Origin of the sequence: Pseudomonas sp. SHLD1, assembly GCF_028640935.1 — a bacterium.
Lineage (GTDB): Bacteria > Pseudomonadota > Gammaproteobacteria > Pseudomonadales > Pseudomonadaceae > Chryseomonas > Chryseomonas aestiva.
In genome coordinates this window covers 312,686-336,789 of record NZ_JAQZAD010000011.1, presented here as the reverse complement: position 1 = coordinate 336,789, position 24,104 = coordinate 312,686, and the positions used below count along the sequence as shown (strand labels likewise).

Genomic DNA, 24,104 nt, shown 5'->3' with positions numbered 1-24,104 from the left:
TTAGTGCCAGCCTGGGTCTTCATGTACGCCGACGACACCGATCGCCCCCATCACCGCGGCCTGTTGCTGCTGAGCATCACCCTGATGGTGCTGGTGTACTTTCTCGACAACCTGTCGATCGCCCTGGCCAATCGCTATGTCTACGGCGGCCTGGGTATCGACCCGCGCAGCTACACCCTGGCCACCGCCTGCTACAGCGCCGCGGTCATCGTCACCAGCGCCCCGCACCAGTGGTTCGCCCAGCGCCTGGGCTATCGCAACCTGATCTTCGCCGCCGTCGGCATCCACCTGGTCGGCCAGGTGTGCTGCCTGGTTGCCACCGATCTGCCGACTTTCATCGTCGGGCGAGTGCTGATGGGCGCCGGCGCCGCCACCTTCTTTGCCGGGGCGCGGGTACTGGTGCAGATGTATTTCTCCGGTCCCCAGTTGCCGACCGGGATCCGCGCCTTCGCCTCCGGCGTGCCCCTGGGTGGTGCGCTCGCGTCCTTTACCACCGCGGAATTGCTGGAAGGTCATCAGTGGCGCGCCATCTTCATGGTGCCGGCGCTGGCCTGCGCGCTGGTGGCGGTGTGCGTCTGGCTGTCGCTGCCGCGGCGCTCCCATCCGCTGCAGAATTCCGGAGCGCCTTCGCTGGCGTCCATGGTGCTGCTGGCGGTTGGCAGCCTGCTGCTGACCACCACCACCCAGCGACTGGCCTTCGACTTCTTCAGCGATGGGCTGTGGCTAGCCCTGGAGCTGCTGCTGGGAACGGCCATCCTCGGACTCTATGTCTACTACGAGCGCGGCCTGGCGCGGCCGACTCTGGACTTCAAGCACGCCATCACCCCGGGCTTTCTCGCCGGCATGCTGTTCATGATGCTCAACTACTTCCTGCTCGGCGCCTACAACTTCATCATCCCCCAGTACGTGGTCAACGGCCTGCAACTGCCGGTCTATACCGCCGGGGGCGTCATGGCGCTGGGCTGGCTGTGCGGTCTGGCGCCGCTGCTGATGATCACCTCGGTGCGGCTGCGCGAGCGCTTTCCCTGGGGCGGCTTTCGCAAGTACCTGGTGGCGGGCTATCTGCTGCTGGCCGGCTATGGCTTCTGGATGGTGCGCCAGCACGCCGACGTGCCCCTCTACCAGCAGCTGGTCCCGGGGCTGATGATGCATGGCACCTACCTGATCGGCACCTTCGCGGTGATCATCATGTACACCTTCATGCGCGTCGAGCCGGCCTATTTCAGCCAGGCCTACCAGATCAAGAACATGACCCAGCAACTGGTCATGCCCATGGGCATCGTGCTCTCCAACGTCTTCCTGCAGTGGCGCGACGCCTTTCACGCCTCGGTGCTCAGCGCCGCGATCAATCCCTATGCGCAGAACTACCAGGCCTATGGCGAACGCTATCGGCAAGCCACCGGCGCCGACAGCGCCCTGGCGCAGATCTCCAGTCTGGTCACCCGCCAGAGCCAGGTGCTGGGCTATCTCGACTATTTCTGGCTGGTCGGCTGGATCGGTCTGGCACTGGCCCTCTACATGGCCGTGCAACGGCATTTTCGCTGAAGCGCGACGTTTGCCGGCCCTTAAGCCGACGTTCAGCTAGCGACCACCATAATGCGGGCTTTTGCAGGTCGCGGCAGCCGCCGGGAGCCTGCGCCGGTCGGCCGCGCCCCAGTCGGTCCGGAGCTTGCATTGCTGGGCTGTCGGGCTTTGTGGAACAATGCGGGCAACGACATTTTTCAAGGGTGGCAGCCGTGATCGACGCTGATGGTTTTCGCCCCAATGTCGGCATCATTCTCGCCAACGATGCCGGCCAAGTACTGTGGGCCCGCCGCATCAATCAGGATGCCTGGCAGTTCCCCCAGGGTGGGATAGACGACCGGGAAACGCCCGAAGAGGCGCTGTACCGGGAGCTGAACGAAGAGGTGGGGCTGAGCCCCGATGACGTCCGCATCCTGGCCTGTACCCGGGGCTGGTTGCGCTATCGTCTGCCGCAGCGCATGGTGCGCACCCACAGCCGTCCGCTGTGCATCGGCCAGAAGCAGAAGTGGTTTCTGCTACGGCTGACCGCGGAAGAGCAGCGGGTGCGGATGGATGTGACGGGCAAGCCGGAATTCGATGGCTGGCGCTGGGTAAGCTACTGGTACCCACTGGGCCAGGTGGTGACCTTCAAGCGAGAGGTCTATCGGCGGGCGCTCAAGGAGTTGGCACCCCGCTTGCTGGCCTGATTACCGGTACGGCCGGTGCGAAAGAGGTGAGGAGAAGCTGTGGTCATGCAGGATGAACGACACGTGATGCACGCCGGCGGCTCTGCCGGGCGTCGGCTGCGGAGGCGCTAGATGCTTGCAGTTCTGCGCAAGATCGTCCAGGAGGTCAATGCCGCCAAGGATCTGGGGTCGGCACTGTCCATCATCGTGCAGCGCGTCCGCGCGGCCATGCAGTCGCAGGTCTGCTCCGTCTATCTGCTGGATCCGGACACCAACCGCTTCGTGCTGATGGCCACCGAAGGCCTCAACAAGAAGTCCATCGGTCGCGTCAGCATGGCCCCCAACGAGGGCCTGGTCGGCCTGGTCGGGACCCGTGAAGAGCCGCTCAATCTCGAAGACGCCGCCAGTCACCCGCGCTTTCGCTACTTTGCCGAGACCGGCGAAGAACGTTATGCCTCCTTTCTTGGCGCGCCCATCATCCACCACCGGCGCGTCATGGGCGTGCTGGTGGTGCAGCAGAAGGAGCGTCGCCAGTTCGACGAGGGTGAGGAGGCCTTCCTGGTGACCATGAGCGCCCAGCTCGCCGGGGTGATCGCCCATGCCGAGGCCACTGGAACCATCCGCGGGCTGGACCGGCAGGGCCGGGGTATCCAGGAGGCCCGTTTCGTCGGCATCCCCGGTTCGCCCGGAGTCGGCGTCGGCAAGGCCGTGGTGGTCCTGCCACCGGCCGACCTGGAAGTGGTCCCGGACAAGACCGTGACCGACATCGATGCCGAGTTGCAGCTGTTCCGCACCGCCATCGAAGGCGTACGGGCGGACATGAAGGCGCTGTCCAAGCGCCTGTCCACCCAGTTGCGCAAGGAAGAGCAGGCGCTGTTCGACGTCTATCTGATGATGCTCGACGACGCCGCCCTCGGTAACGAGGTGACCACCATCATCAAGAGCGGCCAGTGGGCCCAGGGCGCCCTGCGCCAGGTGGTGATGGAGCACGTTCAGCGTTTCGAGCTGATGGACGACGCCTATCTGCGCGAACGCGCCGCCGATGTGCGCGACCTCGGTCGACGGTTGCTGGCCTATCTGCAGCAGGCCCACCAGGCCTGCCTGATCTATCCGGAAAACACCATCCTGGTCAGCGAGGAGCTCTCGCCGGCCATGCTCGGCGAGGTGCCCGAAGGGCGTCTGGTCGGCCTGATCTCGGTGCTTGGCTCGGGCAACTCCCACGTCGCCATCCTGGCGCGCGCCATGGGCGTGCCCACCGTCATGGGCGCGGTGGACCTGCCGTATTCCAAGGTGGACGGCATCGACCTCATCGTCGATGGCTACCATGGGGAGATCTTCACCAATCCGTCGCCGACGCTGATCAAGCAGTATGGCGACGTGGTGGAAGAGGAGCGCCAGCTGACCCAGGGCCTCGACGCCCTGCGCAGCCTGCCCTGCGAGACCCTCGACGGCCACCGCATGCCGCTGTGGGTCAACACCGGCCTGATGGCCGACGTGGCGCGTGCCCAGCAGCGCGGCGCCGAAGGCGTCGGGCTGTATCGCACCGAAGTGCCCTTCATGGTCAACGAGCGCTTTCCCAGCGAGAAGGAACAGCTCTCCATCTATCGCGAGCAGCTGGCCGCCTTCCACCCGGCCCCGGTGACCATGCGCACCCTGGACGTCGGCGGGGACAAGGCGCTGTCCTATTTCCCGATCAAGGAAGACAATCCCTTCCTCGGCTGGCGCGGGATCCGCGTCACCCTGGACCACCCGGAAATCTTCCTGGTGCAGACCCGCGCCATGCTCAAGGCCAGCGAAGGCCTGAACAACCTGCGCATCATGCTGCCGATGATTTCCGGCGTGCACGAGGTGGAGGAATCCCAGCACCTGCTGCACCGCGCCTGGTGCGAGGTGCGTGATGAAGGCGTCGACATCCCCATGCCGCCGGTGGGCGTCATGGTCGAAGTGCCTTCGGCGGTCTACCAGGCCCGCGACCTGGCGCGCCAGGTGGACTTCATCTCCGTGGGTTCCAACGACCTGACCCAGTACCTGCTGGCGGTGGATCGCAACAACCCGCGGGTGGCCGACCTCTACGACTACTTCCACCCGGCGGTGCTGCAGGCGCTGCAGCAGGTGGTGGACGGCGCCCATGCCGAAGGGGTGCCGGTCAGCATCTGCGGCGAGATGGCCGGCGATCCGGCGGCGGCGGTGCTGCTCATGGGCATGGGCTTCGATACCCTGTCGATGAACGCCACCAACCTGCCCAAGGTGAAGTGGCTGCTGCGCCAGGTCACCCTGGAAAAGGCCCGCGAGCTGGTGCAGCAGATGCGCCAGATCGACAATCCCCAGGTCATCCACAGCGCCCTGCACCTGGCCTTGCGCAATCTCGGACTGGGCCGGGTGATCAACCCGGCAGCCAGCGTCCAGAGCTGAGCGTGTCAGGCGGGAAGGCTGCTTCCCGCCTGACAGGTAGCGGCGTACCATGCCGCCTCTTGCGCCCGAGGTGATGATGGATCTCTTGCTCTTCCTGGTGCTCGGCGCCTGCGCCGGGCTGCTGGCCGGTCTGTTCGGGGTCGGCGGTGGCCTGATCATCGTGCCGGTGCTGGTCTACAGCTTTACCGCCAAGGGCCTCGATCCGGACATCCTCACCCACCTGGCGGTGGGCACCTCGCTGGCCACCATCGTCTTCACCTCGCTGAATTCCGTCTGGGCCCATCATCGGCTGGGCGCCGTCCGCTGGCGGCTGTTCGCCTGGATGGCCCTGGGGATCGTCTTCGGCAGCGCCCTGGGCGCCCTGACCGCCGCCATCCATGGCCCGCTGCTGCAAAAGATCATCGGCACCTTCGCCGTTCTCATCGCCCTCCAGCTGGCGCTGGACCTGCGCCCCAGGCGCCAGGCCGGCGAGCCCGGCAAGCCGGTGCTGACGGTGGCGGGGGTGGTGATCGGCTGGGCCTCGGCGATCTTCGGCATCGGCGGCGGTTCGCTCACCGTGCCCTTCCTGGTCTGGCGCAGCCTGTCGATGCAGCAGGCGGTGGCCACCTCGGCGGCCTGTGGCCTGCCCATCGCCCTGTCCGGGGCGCTGTCCTTCATCCTGGTCGGCTGGCAGCAGCCGGGTCTGCCCGCCTGGAGTCTGGGCTACGTCTATCTGCCGGCCTTGCTGGGCATCGCCCTGACCAGCATGTTCTCGGCCCGTTTCGGTGCGCGACTGGCCCATCGCCTCTCGCCCCGGCTGCTCAAGCGCCTGTTCGCCCTGCTGCTGTTCGGCGTCGGTCTCAACTTCTTACTCTGATCCCTTTCAAGGAGGCACCATGCTGCCGTATCCGCAAATAGACCCGGTGGCCCTGTCGCTGGGGCCGCTGAAGATCCACTGGTACGGGCTCATGTACCTGGTGGGCATCGGCGGTGCCTGGTGGCTGGCCAAGCGGCGACTCGATCGCTTCGATCCGCGCTGGACCAGCGAGACCCTGTCCGACCTGGTGTTCTGGGTGGCGCTGGGGGTCATCGCCGGGGGCCGGCTCGGCTACGTGCTCTTCTACAACCTGGCGGAGTACATCGCCAATCCGACGCTGATCTTCGAGGTCTGGAAGGGCGGCATGTCCTTTCACGGCGGCCTGCTCGGAGTGATCCTGGCGGTCTGGTGGTTCGGCAAGCGCCATAACAAGGGCTTCTTCGAGCTGATGGACTTCATCGCGCCGCTGGTACCCATCGGCCTCGGTGCCGGCCGCATCGGCAACTTCATCAACGCCGAACTCTGGGGCAAGCCCACCGACGTGCCCTGGGCGATGATCTTCCCGCCCTACAGCGATCCGGCCCAGCTGCCACGCCACCCCTCCCAGCTCTATCAGTTCGCCCTGGAAGGCGTGGCGCTGTTCGTCATTCTCTGGCTGTACTCGCGCAAGCCGCGGCCGACCATGGCCGTGTCCGGCCTGTTCGTGCTCTGCTACGGCATCTTCCGCTTCATCGTCGAATTCGTCCGGGTGCCCGATGCCCAGCTCGGCTATCTGGCCTGGGGCTGGCTGACCATGGGACAGGTACTCTGCGTACCCATGGTGCTCGGCGGTATCGCGCTGATGGTCTATGCCTACCGCCGTGCGCCGCAGCCGGTCGTCCGCGCCGAATGACGTCTGGGGGCCGCCCGCATGACAAGTGCGGGCGGCCTGTTATAGTTCAGGGAACACCATCACAACCGCGCAAGGGATCAGCCGTATGAATCCGTTCCGTAGCCTGGCTGCCGCGCTGGCGCTGGCCCTGACGATGCAGGTCCTGCCGGCGCAGGCGCAACAGGCCCAGGGTGACGTCACCGAATATCAGACCGCCGACCAGGCGTTCGGTGAGGCCCAGGCTCCCGCCGCCTTTTCCATGATCGGCGATCTGCTGATCGCGCGACCACTACTCATCGCCGCCACCGTGATCGGTGCGGGCGTCTTCGTGGTCAGTCTGCCGTTCACCGCCGCCGGCGGTAACATCGGCAAGGCCGGCAAGGCGCTGGTGGTCGAGCCGGGCAAGGCGGCCTTCGTGCGCTGCCTGGGGTGCACCCAGAGCGGGTACGGGCGTACCGAATAGGCCCTGGCGCCAGGCCAGGTCGCTCAGGCCTGGCCGCTGATCTTCAGATACTTGTCGTGCAGCTGCTCCTTGGTCTCGACATGGTTCTCGTCGAGGGGGATGCAGTCCACCGGGCAGACCTGCTGGCACTGGGGTTCGTCATAGTGGCCCACGCACTCGGTGCACAGGTTCGGATCGATCACATAGATCTCCGCACCCTGGGAGATGGCGCCGTTCGGGCACTCGGGCTCGCACACGTCGCAGTTGATGCAATCGTCGGTAATGATGAGGGACATCGTCGGCTCCACGCCGCGCGAACGCGCAGCGATCCAAAAGTCAGGCGCGCATTTTGCCCCATCCGCGCGCCGGCTGCACCCGACAGTCCTTGGGGTTAATCAGCTGGCCGGGGCAAAACGCTCCAGCAACGCCTGATGCACGGTGGGATGGACGAACTTGGTCACGTCACCGCCGAGCGCCGCGATCTCCCGCACCAGGGTGGAGGACAGGTAGGAATAGTGTTCCGACGGGGTCAGGAACATGCTTTCCGCCTGGGGCGCGAGCACCCGGTTCATGTTGGCCAGCTGGAATTCGAATTCGAAATCCGACACGGCGCGCAGGCCGCGCAGGATGATGGTCGCCTTCTGCTGCTCCACCAGGGTGGCCAGCAGGCAGCTGAAGCCGATCACCTCGACGTTGGGTAGGTGCGCGGTCACCGCCTTGGCCAGCTCGACCCGGCGCTCCAGCGGAAACAGCGGATTCTTCTTGGGGCTGGCCGCCACCGCCACCACGACTTCGTCGAACAGCCGCGAGGCGCGCTCCACCAGATCGCCATGGCCCTTGGTGATGGGGTCGAAGGTGCCGGGGTATAGCACTCGGTTCATGACGCTGTCCTGGGGGCGAAGCTGTTGGGGCTTGGATGGTAGCTCAGGGGCGGAGTGAGGCCAAGGCGACAGCCGCCGGGATCGCCGACCCGTGGGCGTTTATCGGCCGGATGGCGCTGCCCGCTGGCTGACCAGCCAGTCGGGGATGCGCCTTTCCAGGTAATAGTCCGGGTCGCGGAAGGCGCCGCCGACGAAACCCACGTGGCCGCCATGGGGCAGGCGCTCGAACAGGGTGTCGGGCGCCAGTTCGGCGCGGGCGGGCAGGGCGTCGGTGCCGATGAAGGGGTCGTCCTCGGCCTGGATCAGCAGGGTGGGGATGCGGATTCCCCCCAGGTAGTAGCGGCTGGAGGCCTGGCGATAGTAGTCCCGGGCATCGCGAAAGCCGTGCAGGGGCGCGGTGTAGCGGTCGTCGAAGTCCCAGAAGGTCTTGAGCCCCTCGGGCGGCCCCAGGCGCGCGAGGATCTCGTGCTGCTCGGGATGGCGCTCACGGTCGAACAGCGCCTGCTTGTCGCGCACGTAGCGCGCCAGTTCGCGGATGAAGTGCCGCTGATAGATGCGCGAGAAGCCGAGGCCGATGCGATCGGCGCAGAGGTCCAGGCGAAAGGGCACCGAGACCGCCGCCGCGGCGGTGAGACCGCTGTCAACGCCGCGCTCGCCCAGGTACTTGAGCAGCACGTTGCCGCCAAGGGAAAAGCCCACCGCATACAGCGGCGCCTCCGGACGACTGGCCTGCAGATGGCGCACCACCGCCGCCAGGTCTTCGCTGACGCCGGAGTGATAGCCGCGCGGCAGGCGGTTGGGCTCGCCGGAGCAGCCTCGCCAGTTGAGGCCGACGCTGGCCCAGCCGCGGGCGGCCAGGGCGAATTGCAGGCCGAGCACGTAGTGGGAGCCGGAGCTGCCGGTCAGGCCGTGGGCGATCAGCACCAGCGGCGCGCGCGGATCCTCGGCGTGGTACCAGTCCAGATCGAGAAAGTCGCCGTCCTCCAGCCACAGCCGTTCCCGCGGCCGGGTGATGGGCGGCAGGCGGCGCCACAGCGAGCCCCAGAGGGTCTGCAGGTGCGGGCCGGGCAGCCAGCGCGCCGGGCGAAAGGGTGCGCTGTTCACGCCTGGCGGTGCCAGAGGGCGTAGTGGACGTTGCCGGTCTTCTTCTCGCGGTGCAGCTGCCAGGTCGCGGGCAGGGCCAGGCGCGAGGGCTGGGTCTCGCTCTCGGTGTAGATCCAGGCGTCCGCGGCCAGCCAGCCCCGGGTTTCCAGGGCCGTGCAGGCCGGCTCCAGCAGGTCCTTGCCAAAGGGCGGATCGAGAAACACCAGGTCGAAGGGCGCCTCCGCCGGCTTGCCCAGCGCCTGCAGGGCATCGGTCTGGCGCACCTCGGCGTGGGCGCAGCCGAGGGCCTGCAGATGGCCGCGCAGGGCGTTGGCGGCCTGGGCATTGAGGTCGAAGGCCAGCGCCTGACCGGCGCCGCGGGAGAGGGCTTCCAGCAGCAGGGCGCCGCTGCCGGCGAAGGGATCCAGCACCCGCGCGCCCGGGGTGACGGCGGCCAGCCAGTTGAACAGGGTCTCGCGGACCCGGTCCGGGGTGGGTCTCAGGCCCAGGGCATCGGGAAAGACGAAGCGCCGGCTGCGCCAGTCGCCACCGATGATGCGCAGTTGGTTGGCGGTCTTCTGGGCCATGCTAGTGCTCCGGAACGCCGCAGGGCGGCAGATTGGGAAGAGGGCGGGGCGGCGGTAGCGGCTGCTGGGCGACCCGTGGGCCGGCGCTGACCACGACTAACTTTTCCGGGTCCAGATGGCGCTGCAGGGCGGCATGCACCTGTTCCACCGTCAGGCGGCGCACCTGCTGGAGGAAGTCGTCCAGGTAGCTGCTGGGCAGGTCGTAGAAGCCGATGTTGCCCAGTTGGGCGACGATGGCGCCATTGCTGGCGTTGGCCAGCGGGAAGCTGCCTTCGATCTGCCGCTTGGCGCGGTCCAGTTCGGCCTGGGTGGGGCCCTGGGCCAGGTAGTCGCGCAGCAGGTCGCGGACCAGCGCCAGGGTGGCATCGCCCAGTTCGGCGCGGGTCTGCAGGCCGATGGTGAAGGGACCCGGCTGACGCATGGGGGTGAAGCCCGAACTGACGCCGTAGGTGAGGCCGCGGCGTTCGCGCAATTCGGTCATCAGCCGACTGCCGAAGCCGCCACCGCCGAGGATCTGGTTGCCGACGAAGAGGGCGGCGTAGTCGGGATCGCGGCGGGTGATGCCGAGTTGGCCGAGCAGCAGGCGCGTCTGCTGGGCCGGGACCTCCAGCTGCACCCGGACCGGTTCGACAGGCGCTGGCACCGGCAGTGGCGGCAGCGCCGGGCCGCGGGGCAGGGCGCGCGACAGCCGGGCGGCGATCTGTTCGGCGCGAGTTCGATCCAGGTCGCCCGTGAGGGCGATCACCGCATTGCCGGCGGCATAGGCACGGGCATGGAAGGCCCTGAGGCTGGCCGCATCGAGATGGGCCACTCCGGCTGCGCTGCCCTGTGGCGAATGGGCATAGGGGTGATTGCCGTAGAGGCGCTCCTGCAGCGCTTCGCCGGCCAGGCTGGCCGGTTCGCGGCGACTGGCGGCGATCAGCGTCAGCAGCTGGTCACGGATGCGCTGGATGGCCTCGGTGGGAAAGGTCGGACGACCGACCACCTCGGCCAGCAGCGCCAGGGCCGGTTCGCTGTGAGCCGGATCGGCGAGGGTGCGCAGTCCGACCACCGCCTGATCACGATAGGCGCCGTTGCTGAAATCGGCGCCCAGGCGCTCGAAGCCGTCGGCGATGGCGCCGGCATCGCGTCCCGGGGTGCCTTCGTTGAGCAGGCCGTTGGTCAGCATGGCCAGGCCCGGGGTGGCGCCGTCCTGGCTGCTGCCGGCGGCGAAGATCAGGCGCACGTCGAACATCGGCAATTCCGGCGCCGGCACGAACAGCACCTGGGCGCCCTCGGCGGTGCGCCAGCGCTGGATGTCCAGCTGGCGACCCAGGGGCGGTGCGTCCTTGAGCGTCCTGAGGCTGTCCACGGCCGGATAGGCGCGCGCCAGGTCGCCGGCCGGGGTAGGGGACTGGCAACCGGCGAGCAGGCACAGCGACAGCCAGAGCAGCGGTTTCATGGACGATTCTCCGCGGTGGCTGTGGGCTTGAGCTGGGCCAGGGTCAGGCGCTCGCGGGTGAAGTAGGTGCGGGCCACCCGACGCAGGTCGTCGGGGGTGACCCGGCCCAGTTCGTCGAGCAACCGATCGCCCTGGCGCCAGCCGAGGCCGACGCTTTCCAGCTGACCGATGCTGCTGGCCTGGGCGGTGATGGAGTCGCGGCCATAGACCAGCCCGGCCACCAGCAGGGCGCGGACCCGGGCCAGTTCCTCGGTGCTGGGCGGCTCGCGCTTGAGCAGGTCCAGTTGCGCCCAGAAGGCGCCTTCCAGCTGGTCGAGGGTCTTGCCGCGCTGGGTGTTGGGGGTGCCGCTGAGCAGGAAGAGGCTGTCGCCACGGGTGTAGGCGCCATAGGCGGCGCGCACGCTGCTGGCCACTTCCTGCCCCCGTTCGAGACGACTGGGCAGCCGTGCGCCCGAGCCGCCGCCGAGCAGGGCGGCCAGCAGTTGCAGCGCATAGGCATCGCGCGGCTGGGCGGCGGTGGCCAGGCTGGGCACGTTGAAGCCCATCAGCAGACTGGGCAGTTCGCGGGCCTGCAGGTCCAGGCGGCGCTCGCCCGGCGCCGGCAGTTCCAGCGGGCGGTGCGGCGCGGGCAGGTCGCTGCGCGGGATGGTGCCAAACCAGCGCTGCACCTCGGCACGGATCGCCTGGGGGTCGACGTCGCCGACCACCACCAGGGTGGCGTTGTTGGGCGCGTACCAGGTCTGGTACCAGCGGCGCAAGTCGTCCACGCCGAGGCGCTGCAGGTCCTGGGGCCAGCCAATGGTGGGGTTGCGATAGCCGCTGGCCGGGTAGGCGGCGGCCTTGAAGCGTTCGAAGGACAGTGCCTCGGGGCGGTCGTCGGTGCGCAGCCGGCGTTCCTCCTTGATCACCTCCAGCTCGCGACTGACCTCGTCGGGCGTCAGCCGCAGGTGCTGCATGCGATCGGCTTCCAGCTCCAGGGCCACCGGCAGGCGATCTCGGGCGAGCAGCTGGTAATAGACGGTGTAGTCGTCGGTGGTGAAGGCATTTTCCTCGGCGCCCAGGTCGCGCAGCAGATGCGAGGCCTCGCCGGCGTCGAGCTTGCGGCTGCCCTTGAACATCAGGTGTTCCAGGGCATGGGACAAGCCGGTCGCACCGGGCGCCTCCAGGCTCGAACCCACGCGATACCAGAGTTGCACCACGGCGACCGGCGCCCGGTGATCTTCGCGGACCACCAGCCTGAGGCCGTTGTCGAGGGTGAATTCCTCGGTGTTCTGCCGGCTGGCCGTGGCCAGGGCGAGGGTGGGGAGCAGGCTGAGCAGGACGACCAGGGCGGTCCGACGGGAGCGGGAGGCGGGCATCGCGAGAGCAGGCCTTGTAGCGCGGTAGGGGACGAAGCGGCTGCGTCCTGGGGACGGTCGCGCGTTTTTCGCCGACGGGGAGGTCTTCCGCCCGGCAGGCTGCTAGGATACGCATCCCTTTTCCCGACGGCCATGCCTGACGGTCGAGCCCCGCCTGGCGGAGCTCCCGCAGCCGGCTCGTCCGTTCGATACAGAGCCCTGCATGTTTGGATCCGACGACAAGAAGTCTCCCCCCACGGAGAAGAAAGGCCTGTTCGGCTGGTTCCGCAAGAAGACTGCCGAACCCGTAGAGACGCCTGCCGAAGCCCCCGCGCCCGAGGCCGAGGAGCGCCTGCCCGGCTCGCTGGCCAGCGAGCCGGTGCAGCACCCGGAGCCGGTGCCCGAGCCGCCGGAGGCGATCCCCTCGTTGACCCCGGTGCCGGTCGCCGAAGAGGAGGCGCCGTCGCCGGTGGCGCTCACGGCGCTGGTCGAGCCACTGGTGGCCGATCCCATCGTGCCGCCGGTCGAGGTCGAGCCGCTGATGGCGCCGGAGGTAGAGCCCGAGCCATTAGCTGTGCCGGTCGCGCCGCTGCCCCCGGTTGTGCCGGCGCCTGAGCCTGAGCCTGCTCCCGTCCCGGCCATACCGGTAGCGCCCCTTGTCCCGCTCCGTCCCGAGCCCGTGGTGGTCGAGCCCGAGCCCGAGCTTGAGCCCGCTCCGCCAGCCGTCGCCGCCACGCCGACCGAACCCGCCAAGCTGGGCTTCTTCGCGCGCCTGCGCCAGGGCCTGTCCAAGACCAGCGCCAGTCTCGGCGAGGGCATGGCCAGCCTGTTCCTCGGCAAGAAGGCCATCGACGACGACCTGCTCGAAGAGCTGGAGACCCGCCTGCTGACCGCCGACGTCGGCGTCGAGGCCACCGGTGTCATCATGCGCAACCTGACCCAGAAGGTGGCGCGCAAGCAGCTGGCCGACAGCGAGGCCCTCTACCAGGCGCTGCAGCAGGAGCTCACCGAGATGCTGCTGCCGGTGGAGCAGCCGCTGGTGATCGATACCTCGCACAAGCCCTACGTCATCCTGGTGGTCGGCGTGAACGGCGCCGGCAAGACCACCACCATCGGCAAGCTGGCCAAGCGGCTGCAGAACGACGGCAAGAAGGTCATGCTGGCGGCCGGCGATACCTTCCGCGCCGCGGCGGTCGAGCAGCTGCAGGTCTGGGGCGAGCGCAACCGCATCCCGGTGATCGCCCAGCACACCGGCGCCGATTCCGCCTCGGTGATCTTCGATGCCGTCCAGGCCGCCAAGGCCCGCGGCATCGATGTGCTGATCGCCGACACCGCCGGCCGGCTGCACACCAAGGACAACCTCATGGAAGAGCTGCGCAAGGTGCGCCGGGTGATCGGCAAGCTGGACGCGGAGGCGCCCCACGAGACCCTGCTGGTGCTGGACGCCGGTACCGGCCAGAACGCCCTCAACCAGGCCAGGCAGTTCCACAATGCGGTGCCCCTGACCGGCCTGGCGCTGACCAAGCTCGACGGCACCGCCAAGGGCGGGGTGATCTTCGCCCTGGCCAAGCAGAGCGCCCTGCCGATCCGCTATGTCGGCGTCGGCGAAGGCATCGACGACCTGCGGCCCTTCGAGGCGCGCCCCTTCGTCCAGGCCCTGTTCGCGGAGCGGGGCGTCTCATGATCCAGTTCGACCGCGTCTCCAAGCGCTATCCCAACGGTCACGTCGGCCTGCAGGAACTGAGCTTCCGTGCCGAACGTGGCGAGATCCTCTTCGTCACCGGTCATTCCGGCGCCGGCAAGAGCACCCTGATGCGACTGATCCTGGCCATGGAAAGGCCCACCGGCGGCAAGCTGACCCTGGCCGGCCAGGACATCTCGCGCATCACCAATGCGCAGATTCCCTTTCTGCGCCGGCAGATCGGCGTGGTCTTCCAGAACCACCAGCTGCTCCATGACCGTACCGTGTTCGACAACGTCGCCCTGCCGCTGCAGATCCTCGGCCTGTCCAAGCCCGAGATCGCCAAGCGCGTCGCCGCGGCGCTGGAGCGGGTCAGCCTCAAGGACAAGCTCGACGACTATCCGGCCGAGCTGTCCACCGGCCAGCAACAGCGGGTCGGCATCGCCCGCGCCGTGGTGCATCGTCCGGCCCTGCTGCTCGCCGACGAACCCACCGGCAACCTCGATCCGCGCCTGGCCTCGGAGATCATGGGCGTCTTCGAGGACATCAACAGCCTCGGCACCACGGTGCTGATCGCCAGCCACGACCATGCGCTCATCGCCCGCCTGCACCATCGCATGCTGACCCTGCAGCGCGGTCGCCTGATCGGTGACGAAGAGGAGAGCCAGTCATGAGTGGCAACGAACTGCCCCGTGGCCAGGAACAGGGCGGCAAGCCCCAGCGTCCGCAGCGCCAGGCCCCGCAGAAACCCAAGAGCGACTGGCGCAGCCCGCTGCATGCCTACCTCGAAGCCCACCGCACCGGTCTGAGGGACAGCCTCAGGCGCATGGTGCAGCAGCCCATAGGCACCTTCCTTACCTGCCTGGTGATGGGCATCGCCCTGGCGTTGCCCATGGGCGTGTCGCTGCTGCTGAAGAACGTCGAGCGACTCGGCGGCTCCTGGCAGCGCGCGGCGCAGATCTCGGTGTTCCTCGACCTGCGCACCGGTCAGGACCAGGCCGAGGTGCTGATGAGCCAGATCAAGGTCCTGCCCGATGTGGCCGAGGCGCGCTGGATCAGTCCGGACGATGCCCTGAAGGAATTGCAGCAGGACGCCGGCCTGGGTGAGGCGCTGCGCGAATTGCCGCAGAATCCGCTGCCCGGCGTCATCGCCGTGACGCCCAGGGAAATCGACAAGAGTCGTCTCGACATGCTGCGCAGCCAGCTGGCCGAGATGAACGGCGTGCAGCAGGTGCAGCTGGACATGCAGTGGGTCGAGCGGCTCACCGCCATCCTCAAGCTCGGCGAGCGCTTCGTCTTCGGCCTGACCGTGGTGCTGGTGATCGCCCTGCTGCTGGTGATCGGCAACACCATCCGCCTGGCCATCGAGAATCGCCGCACCGAGATCGAGGTGGTCAAGCTGGTGGGCGGCACCGATGGCTATGTGCGCCGGCCCTTCCTCTACATGGGGGCGCTGTTCGGCCTGGGCGCCGGCGTCGCCGCCTGGGCCCTGCTGGTGTTCGGCCTGAGCTGGCTCAACGCCGCGGTGCTGGATCTGGCCGGCCTCTACGGCAGTGATTTCGCCCTGGGCAGCGTCGCCGTCGAGGACGGGCTGCAGCTGCTGATCGGCGCCGTGCTGCTCGGCTACATCGGCGCCTGGCTGGCGGTTGCCCGCCACCTGCGCGAACTCGCCCCACGCTGACGAATGGCCGTTTCCGAGACCTGCGGAAACGGTCTAAACCCCTGATGACACAAGCATTTCATGGCCTTTTTCAGCTGGGGTTAAGGGAACCTCGGCTAGTCTGGCGCTGTCCAAAAAATCAGTGTTAGACTGCCCAGTGCTTAGTGAATCGGAGGATTCGCATGACCACTTCGTTGCAACCTGTTCCCACATTGGTCCCCGGCGCCAGCCTGGAAGCCTATGTGCATTCGGTGAACAGCATTCCGCTGCTCACGCCGGAGCGGGAGCGTGAACTGGCTGAGCGCCTCTTCTACAAGGAAGACGTCGAGGCCGCCCGGCAGTTGGTGCTCGCGCATCTGCGTTTCGTGGTGCATATCGCCAAGAGCTATTCCGGCTATGGTCTGGCCCAGGCCGACCTGGTCCAGGAAGGCAATGTCGGCCTGATGAAGGCCGTGAAGCGCTTCAATCCCGAAATGGGCGTACGCCTGGTGTCCTTTGCCGTGCACTGGATCAAGGCCGAAATCCACGAATTCATTCTGCGCAACTGGCGCATCGTCAAGGTCGCCACCACCAAGGCGCAGCGCAAGCTGTTCTTCAACCTGCGCAGTCAGAAGAAGCGACTGGCCTGGCTGAACAACGACGAGGTCCATCGCGTGGCCGAAACCCTGGGTGTCGAACCCCGGGAAGTGCGCGAGATGGAAAGTCGCCTGACCGGGCATGACATGGCCTTCGATCCGGCCAGCGATGCCGATGACGACGCGGCCTATCAGTCGCCGGCCCAGTACCTGGAAGACAGCCGTTACGATCCGGCGCGTCAGCTGGAGGAAGCCGACTGGACCGACAGTTCCACGGCCAATCTGCACGAGGCGCTGGAACACCTGGACGATCGCAGCCGCGACATCCTCTACCAGCGCTGGCTGGCCGAGGAAAAGGCGACGCTGCACGAGTTGGCGGCCAAGTACAATGTCTCGGCGGAGCGTATCCGTCAGCTGGAAAAGAACGCGATGAACAAGCTCAAGGGCAATATCGCCGCCTGATCCAGTTCTTGATCGAAAAGCCGCGCCCCAGGGTGCGGTTTTTTATGCCCGGGAGAAGGACCGTCGCGGTCGAATGCTCGGGTAGCGTGGAAAACCGCGCAGCGTTTTCCAAGTGCGATCCGTAGCGCTAGACGGTTTGCTTGCTTGAGCTGTACGGCTGTGGAAAAAGCTATGCCGGTTTTCACGCTATGTTCTTGTCAGACGCAGAAGCAACAGCGGAAAAGGGCGGCCCTGACCGTCAACCGGGGACCGGCCAACCTGCTCAAAGCCCAGGCGACGATAGAAGCCCAGTGCCTGAGGATTTTGCTCGTTTACCGCGACGCGCCGAATGCCAAGTTCAGCGATGACCCTTTCGACCAGTTGCCGGCCAATCCCGGTGCCTCGGGCTGCACTTGAGACGAAGAGCATTTCCAGGGAATCGCCGTCGATACCGGCGAAACCCTGGATGATGCCCTGGTCATCGCGATAGATCCGTAGCTGAACGGCAGGCAAGGCCTGGTCGCGGATCAAGGTACGTAAGGAAGCAATGTCAGCCTCCTCGAGAAAGTCATGAGTGGCCCGCACCGAATCCTCCCAGACCACCAGCAGGCGTGCGAAATCCGCTGGCGAACCAACCTGGATCATTGCCCGGTCATCCGCCGCAGGTAGTCGCTGCCGCCCAGCTGGCGGTCCTGCTGGCGGATCCAGGCGGCGCGTTCGGCGACGTAGGCGCTCGGGCGGCTCGGGCTCCATTCGCGGGGATTGGGCAGCACGGCGGCCAGCAGGCTGGCCTGGCGGTCGGAGAGGTAGGGCGCGCCTATGCCGAAATGGTGACGGGCCGCGGCCTCGGCGCCGAACACGCCGTCGTCCCATTCCACGCTGTTGAGATAGACCTCGAGGATGCGCTGCTTGGACCAGAAGGTTTCCAGCAGCACGGTGAACCAGGCTTCGAAGGCCTTGCGCAGATAGCTGCGGCCGCTCCACAGAAAGAGGTTCTTGGCGGTCTGCTGGCTGATGGTGCTGGCGCCGCGCAGGGAGCCACCGGCTTCGTTGTGGCTGAAGGCATGGCGGATCGCCGCCATGTCGAAGCCCCAGTGCTCGGCGAAGTGCTGGTCTTCACCGGCGATCACCGCCATCTTGAGATCGTCCGGCAGCTCCTTCCAGGGTCGCCAGTCGCGCTGCAGATCGATGGGCTTGCCGTCGATCCAGGACTCGACCTTGCGCTCCACCATCAGCATGCTGCCCGGCGGCGGCACCCAGCGCAGGATCAGCACCAGGGCGGCGCTGAGGACGGCGAACCAGAGGGCGATACGCAGGAGACGGCGGAGGAGGGTGAGCAGCATCGGCTTGGTCTTTGGCGGTTAGCGGGCCATTATAACCAGCGCTGCTCTTCCATCGCCCGGTAAAACCCATGTTGCGTCTCTTCCTGCTGTTCGCGGCCCTGGCCGGCTTCACCGGTGTCGGACTCGGCGCCTTCGCCGCCCACGGACTCAAGGGCCGGCTGAGCGCCGACTACCTGGCCGTGTTCCAGACCGGCGTGCTTTATCAGCTCATCCATGCCCTGGCGCTGTTCGGCGTCGCCCTCCTGTCGCTGCACTTCCAGGGGCGCCTGGTGGTCTGGGCCGGTGGCTTCTTCATCGCCGGCTTCCTGCTGTTTTCCGGCAGCCTCTATCTGCTGACGCTGACCGGCATCGCGCGGCTGGGCATCATCACCCCCTTCGGCGGGCTGTGCTTTCTCGCCGGCTGGGCCTGCCTGGCCATCCTGGCCTGGCGGCTGGGCAGCCTCTGACCGCGCGCTGGCCGTCGGTCCCGGCCCGGCGCCGCTGCAATGCACGCCCGACCGGCGTAGAATGCCGGCTCACCCCGTGACGATGCCTTTGCCATGCAGATCCTGTTGAACGGCGAATCCCTTGAATTGCCGGACGGCGCCACCGTCGCCGACCTGCTCGTGCGTCTCGACCTGACCGGGCGGCGAGTGGCGGTGGAACGCAACCTCGACATCGTGCCGCGCAGCCAGCACGCCACCACCGCCCTAGTGGACGGCGACCGGCTGGAAGTGGTCCACGCCATCGGCGGCGGCTAGCCGCGCAAGAGGAATCCAGATGAAAGACACTCCCTTTACCCTGGCCGGGCGCACCTATGAGTCGCGCCTGCTGGTCGGCACCGGCAAGTACCGCGATCTCGAAGAGACCCGCGTGGCCATCGAGGCCTCCGGTGCCGAGATCGTCACCGTGGCGGTGCGTCGCACCAACATCGGCCAGACTCCCGGCGAGCCCAATCTGCTCGACGTGATCTCGCCCGAGCGCTACACCATCCTGCCCAACACCGCCGGCTGCTATGACGCGGTGGAAGCGGTGCGCACCTGCCGCCTGGCGCGCGAGTTGCTCGACGGTCACAACCTGGTCAAGCTGGAAGTCCTGGCCGACCAGAAGACCCTGTTCCCCAATGTCATCGAGACGCTCAAGGCCGCCGAGACGCTGGTCGCCGACGGCTTCGACGTCATGGTCTACACCAGTGACGATCCGATCGTGGCGCGCCAGCTGGAGGCCATCGGCTGTATCGCCGTCATGCCGCTGGCCGGTCTGATCGGCTCGGGCCTGGGCATCTGCAATCCCTACAACCTGCGCATCATCCTCGAAGAGGCCAAGGTGCCGGTGCTGGTGGATGCCGGGGTGGGTACCGCCTCCGACGCCACCATCGCCATGGAGCTGGGTTGCGAAGCGGTGCTGATGAACAGCGCCATCGCCCATGCTCGCGAGCCGGTGCTGATGGCCGAAGCCATGAAGCACGCCATCGTCGCCGGTCGCCTGGCCTATCTGGCCGGGCGCATGCCGCGCAAGCTCTATGCCACGGCCTCCTCGCCGCTGGACGGCCTGGTCAACTAAGACCTGGCGCCTTCTGTCACGCGCCCGGCCTGTGCCGGGCGTCTCTTTTTCCCACTATCGATAACGCCATGACCGATCATCAAGACGACCAGACTCCCGACCGCCCCCGGCGCACCATCAAGAGCTTCGTGATGCGCGCTGGCCGCATGACCGAAGGCCAGCAACGCGGTCTCGACCAGGGTTGGCCGCGTTTCGGTCTGGAGCTGACCGACGGCCTCCAGGATTTCGATCAGGTGTTCGGGCGCCAGGCGCCGCGCACCTTCGAGATCGGCTTCGGCATGGGGCATTCCACCCTGGAAATGGCTGCTGCTGCGCCGGAGCAGGATTTCATCGGTGTCGAGGTGCATCGCCCGGGCGTGGGCGCGCTGCTCAATGGTGCCATGACCCAGGGACTGACCAATCTGCGGGTCTACAGCTGCGATGCCCTCGAGGTGCTGCGGCAGTGCGTGGCCGATGCCAGTCTGGATCGGGTGCTGCTGTTCTTTCCCGATCCCTGGCACAAGAGCCGTCACCACAAGCGCCGTATCGTCCAACCGGCCTTCGCCGAACTGGTCCGGCAGAAGCTCAGGGTCGGCGGGGTCCTGCACATGGCCACCGATTGGCAGGCCTATGCCGAACACATGCTCGAAATCATGAACGCCGCCCCGGGTTACCGTAACCTCGGCGACGCCTCGGGCTATGTGCCGCGCCCCGAGGAAAGACCCATCACCAAGTTCGAACGCCGTGGCGAGCGGCTGGGGCATGGGGTCTGGGATTTGAAGTTCGAACGACTCGACTGACCGCGCGTCGCTGATGAGCAGGGGTTGAGCCGTCGGCAGGCTATTGGCATGATGGCGTTTTGCCTTGATGGGCTGAGCCTGTCGTCATGTGTATGGACAAGCGAGATGTCAGCCGATAAGCACGAACTGCCGGGGCCTGGACGGTGATCCATCGGTCGGAGAGTACTCTGGCCGAAATGGACGCCCTGCGCCAGCTGGAGGTCGAGCGCAGCGCCCGCCAGCGTACCGAGCGCTCCTTGGACCTGATGGCCTCGGCCTTCGCGCTGTGCCGCGATGCCATGGCCGTGCTCAGTGAAAGCGGCCAGATCATCGAGGCCAACGAGGCGCTGTGCAAACTGATGCTCAGCGCTGGCAAGAGCGTGTCGGGTCAGTACCTCTCGCATTACATCAAGCTGCCCGAGGCGGCCATCCAGGCCTTCGAGCGCCACGGCTACGCGCTGTCCGAGGCCAGTTTCCATGTCTCGGCCAAGCGCGCGACGCCGATGGAGATCAGCCTCAGTCGTTTCGCTGGCGAAGGCGGAGCCGAGGGCTATGTCATCGCCAGCCTGCGTGACATCACCGAGCGCAAGCGGGCCGAACAGGCGCTGGAGCGTCTGGCGCTGAGCGATGGCTTGACCCAGTTGCCCAACCGTTCCGGTTTCTATCGCCGTTTCGAAGATTGCCTGCGCGTCCTGGCGCCAGACCGTAGCCTGGCCGTGCTGTTCATCGACGTGGATGGGTTCAAGGAGGTCAACGACTCCCTGGGCCACGAGACGGGCGACGAGCTGCTGAAAACCCTGGCCGCGTCCCTGCAGGACAGCCTGGGGGAGGGCGAACTCCTGGCGCGTTGGGGCGGCGATGAATTCGTCGCCGCCGTCGCGGTGGACGGTCGCAGCCAGGCCCGCCAGATCGCCGAGCGTCTGCTGCAGGTGGTCGGCCGGCCACAACGCATCGCCGAGCACGATATCCGGGTATCCGCCAGCATAGGCCTGAGCCTGAGCCCCGAGGACGGGCAGAACGCCGAGACCCTGCTCAGCAATGCCGATGCCGCCATGTACGCGGCCAAGGGCGCCGGCAAGAGCCGGGCACGTTTCTACGATCCGGAATTCACCGCCGAGGCGTTGCGCAAGGTCACGCTGCTGGCCCACCTGCATGCCGCCATCGAGGCGGAAGAAATCAAATTCGTCCTGCAACCCAAGTTCGATGCCCAGCGGCGGCTGGTCAGTGCCGAATTGCTGGCGCGCTGGGAATGTCCCGGCGTGGGGGTGGTGTTGCCCAGCGTCTTCGTCGCCCTGGCCGAGCAGAATGGCATGGCGTCTTCCCTGGGTCGCCTGGCGATCCGGCGTGCTGCCGCCTATGCCCGCGACCTGCAGCGGGCGGGAGTGAACATTCCAGTGGCGGTGAACATCTCCGCCCGCCAGGTGGCGGATGATGAGCTGGGCCTGGTGCTGGAGCGTGCCTGTACCGACTTCGGCGTACGGCCGCGGGCCCTGGAGCTGGAGGTGACCGAGTCGGTGTTCCTGCAGCGCGGCACGCCGGAACGGCGCCTAGGCCGGCTGCGCGACCAGGGCTTCCGCGTGGCCATGGATGACTTCGGTACCGGTTATTCGTCGCTGAGCTACCTGCACCGGCTGTCGTTCGACACCATCAAGCTCGACCGTAGCTTCCTGCTGTCGGTGGATCGTGACGCGCGCTCGCGGCAACTGCTGGCCGGCATCGTCAGCCTGTGCCGGGCGCTCAACATGCAGATCGTCGCCGAAGGCGTGGAGACCCAGGCGCAGTTCGAACTGCTCAAGAACCTGGGCGTGGATACCTTTCAGGGCTTCCTGCTCGGCCGGCCACAGTCGCTGGAAAGCCTCCTGCTGCTGGCCGGCGCCAAGGACGCTACGCCGGTGTTCTACTAGCTCCTCCGCTCGGCCAGCACGCCCAGCAGGCAGACGCCGATCAGCAGCACCGGGGCCAGGGCATAGTTGTTGAACTGCGCCAGGCCCTTGACCACCCAGGGGGTCAGGAAGGTCATGGCGGCGCCATAGATGGCCAGGCAGGCCAGGGCGAAGGCCGGAACCCGAACGGCGGTCGGCAGGCTGCCCAGGCGCGCCTGGATGAAGGCGTTGACCTGGCTGCCGAACAGCACCAGCAGGGTGGCGGTGACCGCCAGGGCCACCTCGTCCAGGTGGCTGCGGCTCCAGCGGGAGAGGTCGGCGATATGGTCGAGTACGAAGTCCAAGGCAGAGCTCCTCGTCAGTCAGGCAGAAAGGATTGCAAGAGGTCGTTCAGGAACAACTGGCCGCGGGCGGTGGGGCGCAGCCGCTGCTCATCCTCGGCCAGCAGGCCGGCGCGGCGCGCCGCGGCCAGCGCGGGCGCCAGGCTGTCCAGGGACTGGCCGGTCCGCTGCGGATACCAGGCGGCGGGTACCCCGTCCACCAGGCGCAGGGCGTTCATCATGAAGTCGAAGGGCAGGTCGGCCGGCTCCAGGGGTTTCACGCCGGCCCGGAAGGCCTTGCCCGGATCCAGGTAGTCCTTGGGCAGGCGGGTCTTCCAGGTGCGCAGCAGGGTACCGTCCGGGGCGCTGAGCTTGGCGTGGGCGCCGGCGCCGATGCCGAGGAAGTCGCCGAAGCCCCAGTAGTTGAGATTGTGCCGCGCCTGGCGCCCGGGCTGGGCATAGGCGGAGGTCTCGTACTGGTGGTAGCCGGCGGCCGCCAGTCGCGCCTGGCCGGCTTCCTGGATGTCCCAGAGGGTGTCGTCTTCGGGCAGCTCCGGCGGCTGGCTCCAGAACACCGTGTTGGGCTCCATGGTCAGCTGGTACCAGGACAGGTGCGTAGGCGCCAGGGCGATGGCCTGTTCGAGGTCGCCGAGGGCATCGGCGACGCTCTGCTCGGGCAGGCCGTGCATGAGATCCAGGTTGAAATTGTCGAAGCCGGCGGCGCGCGCCCGGTCGGCGGCGCGGATGGCTTCCTCGCGGCCGTGGATGCGCCCCAGGGCCTTGAGCTTGGCGTCCTGGAAGCTCTGGATGCCGATCGACAGCCGATTGATGCCCAGACCGCGATAGGCGACGAACTTGGCCTGCTCGAAGGTGCCGGGATTGGCTTCCAGGGTGATCTCGATGTCCGGCGCGAAGGCCAGCCGCCGGGCCACGCCGTCCAGCAGACGGCCCAGGGCCTCGGCGGAAAACAGACTGGGCGTGCCGCCGCCAAAGAAGATCGAGGTCAGCGGGCGGCCATGGACGTGCGCCAGGTCGTTGTCCAGGTCCGCCAGCAGGGCGTCGACATACTCGGCTTCCGGCAGGGTCGGGCCGGCCGCATGGGAGTTGAAGTCGCAATAGGGGCACTTGCGCACGCACCAGGGGATATGGATGTAGAGCGCCAGTGGCGGCAGGGCGAACACCTGGGTCACAGGCCGAGCCGTTGCTTGAGCTGGGCCATGGCGCGGGCGCGATGGCTGCGCTGGTTCTTTTCCGCCGGGGCCAGTTCGGCCGCGGAGACCGCTTCGCCATCGGGCTGGAACAGCGGATCGTAGCCGAAGCCATGCTCGCCCTGGGCAGCATGCAGGATGCGCCCGGGCCAGAGGCCCTCGCAGAGGATCGGCAAGGGGTCGTCGGCGTGGCGCACCAGCGCCAGCACGCAGACGAACTGGCCGGTGCGCTCGGCGTCGGGCACGTCCTGCAGAACCTCGAGCAGCTTAGCGTTGTTGGCGGCATCGCCCTGGCCGTCGGCGTAGCGCGCGGAATAGATGCCGGGAGCGCCGCCGAGGGCGTCCACCGCCAGGCCCGAATCGTCGGCCAGGGCCGGCAGACCGGACAGCCGCGCCGCGTTGCGCGCCTTGAGGATGGCGTTCTCGACAAAGGACAGCCCGGTTTCCTCGGGTTCCACCTGGCTGAATTCGCCCACCGAGCGCACCTTCACCCGGTCGCCGAGCATGGCCTGGAGTTCCTTGAGCTTGCCGGCGTTGTGGCTGGCGAGAACCAGTTCGGTAAGGTCGGACATGGGAGACACCGCGTCGCGTTGAGAAGGGCGGCGTATTGTACGCGAAGCCGTGCTTAGGCTGGCTGCGCCACCCGTGCCTTAC

At 67.3% G+C, this 24,104-nt stretch carries 26 protein-coding genes; 15 read left to right on the top strand and 11 right to left on the bottom strand.

Going from position 1 to position 24,104, the window contains the following annotated elements; genetic code table 11:
• Positions 1-21: 21 nt before the first annotated feature.
• The 6 genes from PVZ77_RS04850 to PVZ77_RS04825 all read left to right on the top strand — a co-directional run bounded on the left by PVZ77_RS04850 (position 22) and on the right by PVZ77_RS04825 (position 6,731).
• Positions 22-1,545, top strand: a complete 1,524-nt coding sequence (locus PVZ77_RS04850; protein WP_273810159.1) for an MFS transporter — start codon at positions 22-24, stop codon at positions 1,543-1,545.
• Positions 1,546-1,736: 191 nt separating this feature from the next.
• Positions 1,737-2,210 (top strand): RNA pyrophosphohydrolase, encoded by a 474-nt coding sequence (locus tag PVZ77_RS04845; protein ID WP_007161635.1) that lies wholly within the window; start codon positions 1,737-1,739, stop codon positions 2,208-2,210.
• Between the two features lie 111 nt (positions 2,211-2,321).
• Positions 2,322-4,601 (top strand): phosphoenolpyruvate--protein phosphotransferase, encoded by a 2,280-nt coding sequence (gene ptsP / locus PVZ77_RS04840; RefSeq protein WP_133861481.1) that lies wholly within the window; start codon positions 2,322-2,324, stop codon positions 4,599-4,601.
• A 76-nt stretch (positions 4,602-4,677) separates the two neighbouring features.
• Positions 4,678-5,457 (top strand): sulfite exporter TauE/SafE family protein, encoded by a 780-nt coding sequence (locus PVZ77_RS04835; RefSeq protein ID WP_273810345.1) that lies wholly within the window; start codon positions 4,678-4,680, stop codon positions 5,455-5,457.
• A 19-nt stretch (positions 5,458-5,476) separates the two neighbouring features.
• The gene (gene lgt, locus PVZ77_RS04830; RefSeq protein ID WP_273810156.1) at positions 5,477-6,289 is read left to right on the top strand and encodes a prolipoprotein diacylglyceryl transferase; all 813 of its coding nucleotides are present in this window, start codon (positions 5,477-5,479) and stop codon (positions 6,287-6,289) included.
• Positions 6,290-6,374: 85 nt separating this feature from the next.
• On the top strand, positions 6,375-6,731 hold the full coding sequence (locus PVZ77_RS04825; RefSeq protein ID WP_273810153.1) for a multidrug transporter: 357 nt from the start codon (positions 6,375-6,377) through the stop codon (positions 6,729-6,731).
• Between the two features lie 23 nt (positions 6,732-6,754).
• On the opposite strand, the gene PVZ77_RS04820 is transcribed toward PVZ77_RS04825, so the two are convergent.
• The 6 genes from PVZ77_RS04820 to PVZ77_RS04795 form a co-directional block, all read right to left on the bottom strand.
• On the bottom strand, positions 6,755-7,006 hold the full coding sequence (locus PVZ77_RS04820) for a YfhL family 4Fe-4S dicluster ferredoxin (protein WP_007161640.1): 252 nt from the start codon (positions 7,004-7,006) through the stop codon (positions 6,755-6,757).
• A gap of 99 nt (positions 7,007-7,105) precedes the next feature.
• A complete protein-coding gene (coaD, locus tag PVZ77_RS04815; protein ID WP_007161641.1) occupies positions 7,106-7,591 on the bottom strand; it encodes a pantetheine-phosphate adenylyltransferase in 486 nt (161 codons plus the stop codon).
• Between the two features lie 99 nt (positions 7,592-7,690).
• Positions 7,691-8,695, bottom strand: a complete 1,005-nt coding sequence (locus tag PVZ77_RS04810) for a hydrolase (protein WP_273810150.1) — start codon at positions 8,693-8,695, stop codon at positions 7,691-7,693.
• Positions 8,692-9,261 carry a 16S rRNA (guanine(966)-N(2))-methyltransferase RsmD gene (gene rsmD / locus PVZ77_RS04805; RefSeq protein ID WP_273810149.1) on the bottom strand — a complete coding sequence of 190 codons (570 nt, stop codon included), beginning with the start codon at positions 9,259-9,261 and terminating at the stop codon, positions 8,692-8,694. The genes PVZ77_RS04810 and rsmD overlap by 4 nt, the downstream gene beginning before the upstream one ends.
• Before the next feature lies 1 nt (position 9,262).
• On the bottom strand, positions 9,263-10,702 hold the full coding sequence (locus PVZ77_RS04800) for a M16 family metallopeptidase (protein ID WP_273810148.1): 1,440 nt from the start codon (positions 10,700-10,702) through the stop codon (positions 9,263-9,265).
• Complete coding sequence (locus PVZ77_RS04795) at positions 10,699-12,060, bottom strand: M16 family metallopeptidase (RefSeq protein ID WP_273810147.1); 1,362 nt, start codon at positions 12,058-12,060, stop codon at positions 10,699-10,701. The genes PVZ77_RS04800 and PVZ77_RS04795 overlap by 4 nt, the downstream gene beginning before the upstream one ends.
• Positions 12,061-12,262: 202 nt before the next feature.
• On the opposite strand from PVZ77_RS04795, the gene ftsY reads away from it, so the two are divergent.
• The 4 genes from ftsY to rpoH all read left to right on the top strand — a co-directional run bounded on the left by ftsY (position 12,263) and on the right by rpoH (position 16,417).
• The gene (gene ftsY / locus PVZ77_RS04790; RefSeq protein ID WP_273810146.1) at positions 12,263-13,723 is read left to right on the top strand and encodes a signal recognition particle-docking protein FtsY; all 1,461 of its coding nucleotides are present in this window, start codon (positions 12,263-12,265) and stop codon (positions 13,721-13,723) included.
• On the top strand, positions 13,720-14,394 hold the full coding sequence (ftsE, locus tag PVZ77_RS04785; protein ID WP_183633667.1) for a cell division ATP-binding protein FtsE: 675 nt from the start codon (positions 13,720-13,722) through the stop codon (positions 14,392-14,394). The genes ftsY and ftsE overlap by 4 nt, the downstream gene beginning before the upstream one ends.
• Positions 14,391-15,401, top strand: a complete 1,011-nt coding sequence (gene ftsX / locus PVZ77_RS04780; protein ID WP_273810145.1) for a permease-like cell division protein FtsX — start codon at positions 14,391-14,393, stop codon at positions 15,399-15,401. The genes ftsE and ftsX overlap by 4 nt, the downstream gene beginning before the upstream one ends.
• Before the next feature lie 161 nt (positions 15,402-15,562).
• The gene (rpoH, locus tag PVZ77_RS04775; RefSeq protein WP_064309252.1) at positions 15,563-16,417 is read left to right on the top strand and encodes an RNA polymerase sigma factor RpoH; all 855 of its coding nucleotides are present in this window, start codon (positions 15,563-15,565) and stop codon (positions 16,415-16,417) included.
• A 186-nt stretch (positions 16,418-16,603) separates the two neighbouring features.
• On the opposite strand, the gene PVZ77_RS04770 is transcribed toward rpoH, so the two are convergent.
• The gene (locus tag PVZ77_RS04770; RefSeq protein WP_273810143.1) at positions 16,604-17,041 is read right to left on the bottom strand and encodes a GNAT family N-acetyltransferase; all 438 of its coding nucleotides are present in this window, start codon (positions 17,039-17,041) and stop codon (positions 16,604-16,606) included.
• Positions 17,038-17,739 (bottom strand): monofunctional biosynthetic peptidoglycan transglycosylase, encoded by a 702-nt coding sequence (gene mtgA, locus PVZ77_RS04765; protein ID WP_273810142.1) that lies wholly within the window; start codon positions 17,737-17,739, stop codon positions 17,038-17,040. Before mtgA ends, PVZ77_RS04770 begins: the two co-directional genes overlap by 4 nt.
• A 68-nt stretch (positions 17,740-17,807) precedes the next feature.
• Between mtgA and PVZ77_RS04760 the strand changes: the two genes are divergently transcribed.
• The 5 genes from PVZ77_RS04760 to PVZ77_RS04740 all read left to right on the top strand — a co-directional run bounded on the left by PVZ77_RS04760 (position 17,808) and on the right by PVZ77_RS04740 (position 21,943).
• Positions 17,808-18,185, top strand: coding sequence for a DUF423 domain-containing protein (locus tag PVZ77_RS04760; protein ID WP_273810141.1), 378 nt, complete (start codon positions 17,808-17,810; stop codon positions 18,183-18,185).
• Between the two features lie 93 nt (positions 18,186-18,278).
• A complete protein-coding gene (gene thiS / locus PVZ77_RS04755; RefSeq protein WP_017640999.1) occupies positions 18,279-18,479 on the top strand; it encodes a sulfur carrier protein ThiS in 201 nt (66 codons plus the stop codon).
• Between the two features lie 19 nt (positions 18,480-18,498).
• Positions 18,499-19,281 (top strand): thiazole synthase, encoded by a 783-nt coding sequence (locus PVZ77_RS04750; protein WP_133861468.1) that lies wholly within the window; start codon positions 18,499-18,501, stop codon positions 19,279-19,281.
• A 68-nt stretch (positions 19,282-19,349) separates the two neighbouring features.
• Positions 19,350-20,060, top strand: a complete 711-nt coding sequence (trmB, locus tag PVZ77_RS04745) for a tRNA (guanosine(46)-N7)-methyltransferase TrmB (RefSeq protein WP_273810139.1) — start codon at positions 19,350-19,352, stop codon at positions 20,058-20,060.
• Between the two features lie 176 nt (positions 20,061-20,236).
• Entirely contained in the window at positions 20,237-21,943 is a 1,707-nt protein-coding gene (locus tag PVZ77_RS04740; RefSeq protein ID WP_273810138.1) for a putative bifunctional diguanylate cyclase/phosphodiesterase, read from the top strand.
• On the opposite strand, the gene PVZ77_RS04735 is transcribed toward PVZ77_RS04740, so the two are convergent.
• From PVZ77_RS04735 to rdgB, 3 genes are read right to left on the bottom strand one after another with little or no spacing between them, the layout of a single operon-like run.
• Positions 21,940-22,266, bottom strand: a complete 327-nt coding sequence (locus tag PVZ77_RS04735) for a DUF3392 family protein (RefSeq protein WP_158893577.1) — start codon at positions 22,264-22,266, stop codon at positions 21,940-21,942. The two genes, PVZ77_RS04740 and PVZ77_RS04735, sit on opposite strands and share 4 nt — an antisense overlap.
• A gap of 14 nt (positions 22,267-22,280) precedes the next feature.
• Positions 22,281-23,432, bottom strand: coding sequence for a radical SAM family heme chaperone HemW (gene hemW / locus PVZ77_RS04730; RefSeq protein WP_273810136.1), 1,152 nt, complete (start codon positions 23,430-23,432; stop codon positions 22,281-22,283).
• Positions 23,429-24,022 carry an RdgB/HAM1 family non-canonical purine NTP pyrophosphatase gene (gene rdgB, locus PVZ77_RS04725; RefSeq protein WP_273810135.1) on the bottom strand — a complete coding sequence of 198 codons (594 nt, stop codon included), beginning with the start codon at positions 24,020-24,022 and terminating at the stop codon, positions 23,429-23,431. Before rdgB ends, hemW begins: the two co-directional genes overlap by 4 nt.
• Positions 24,023-24,104 lie beyond the last annotated feature (82 nt).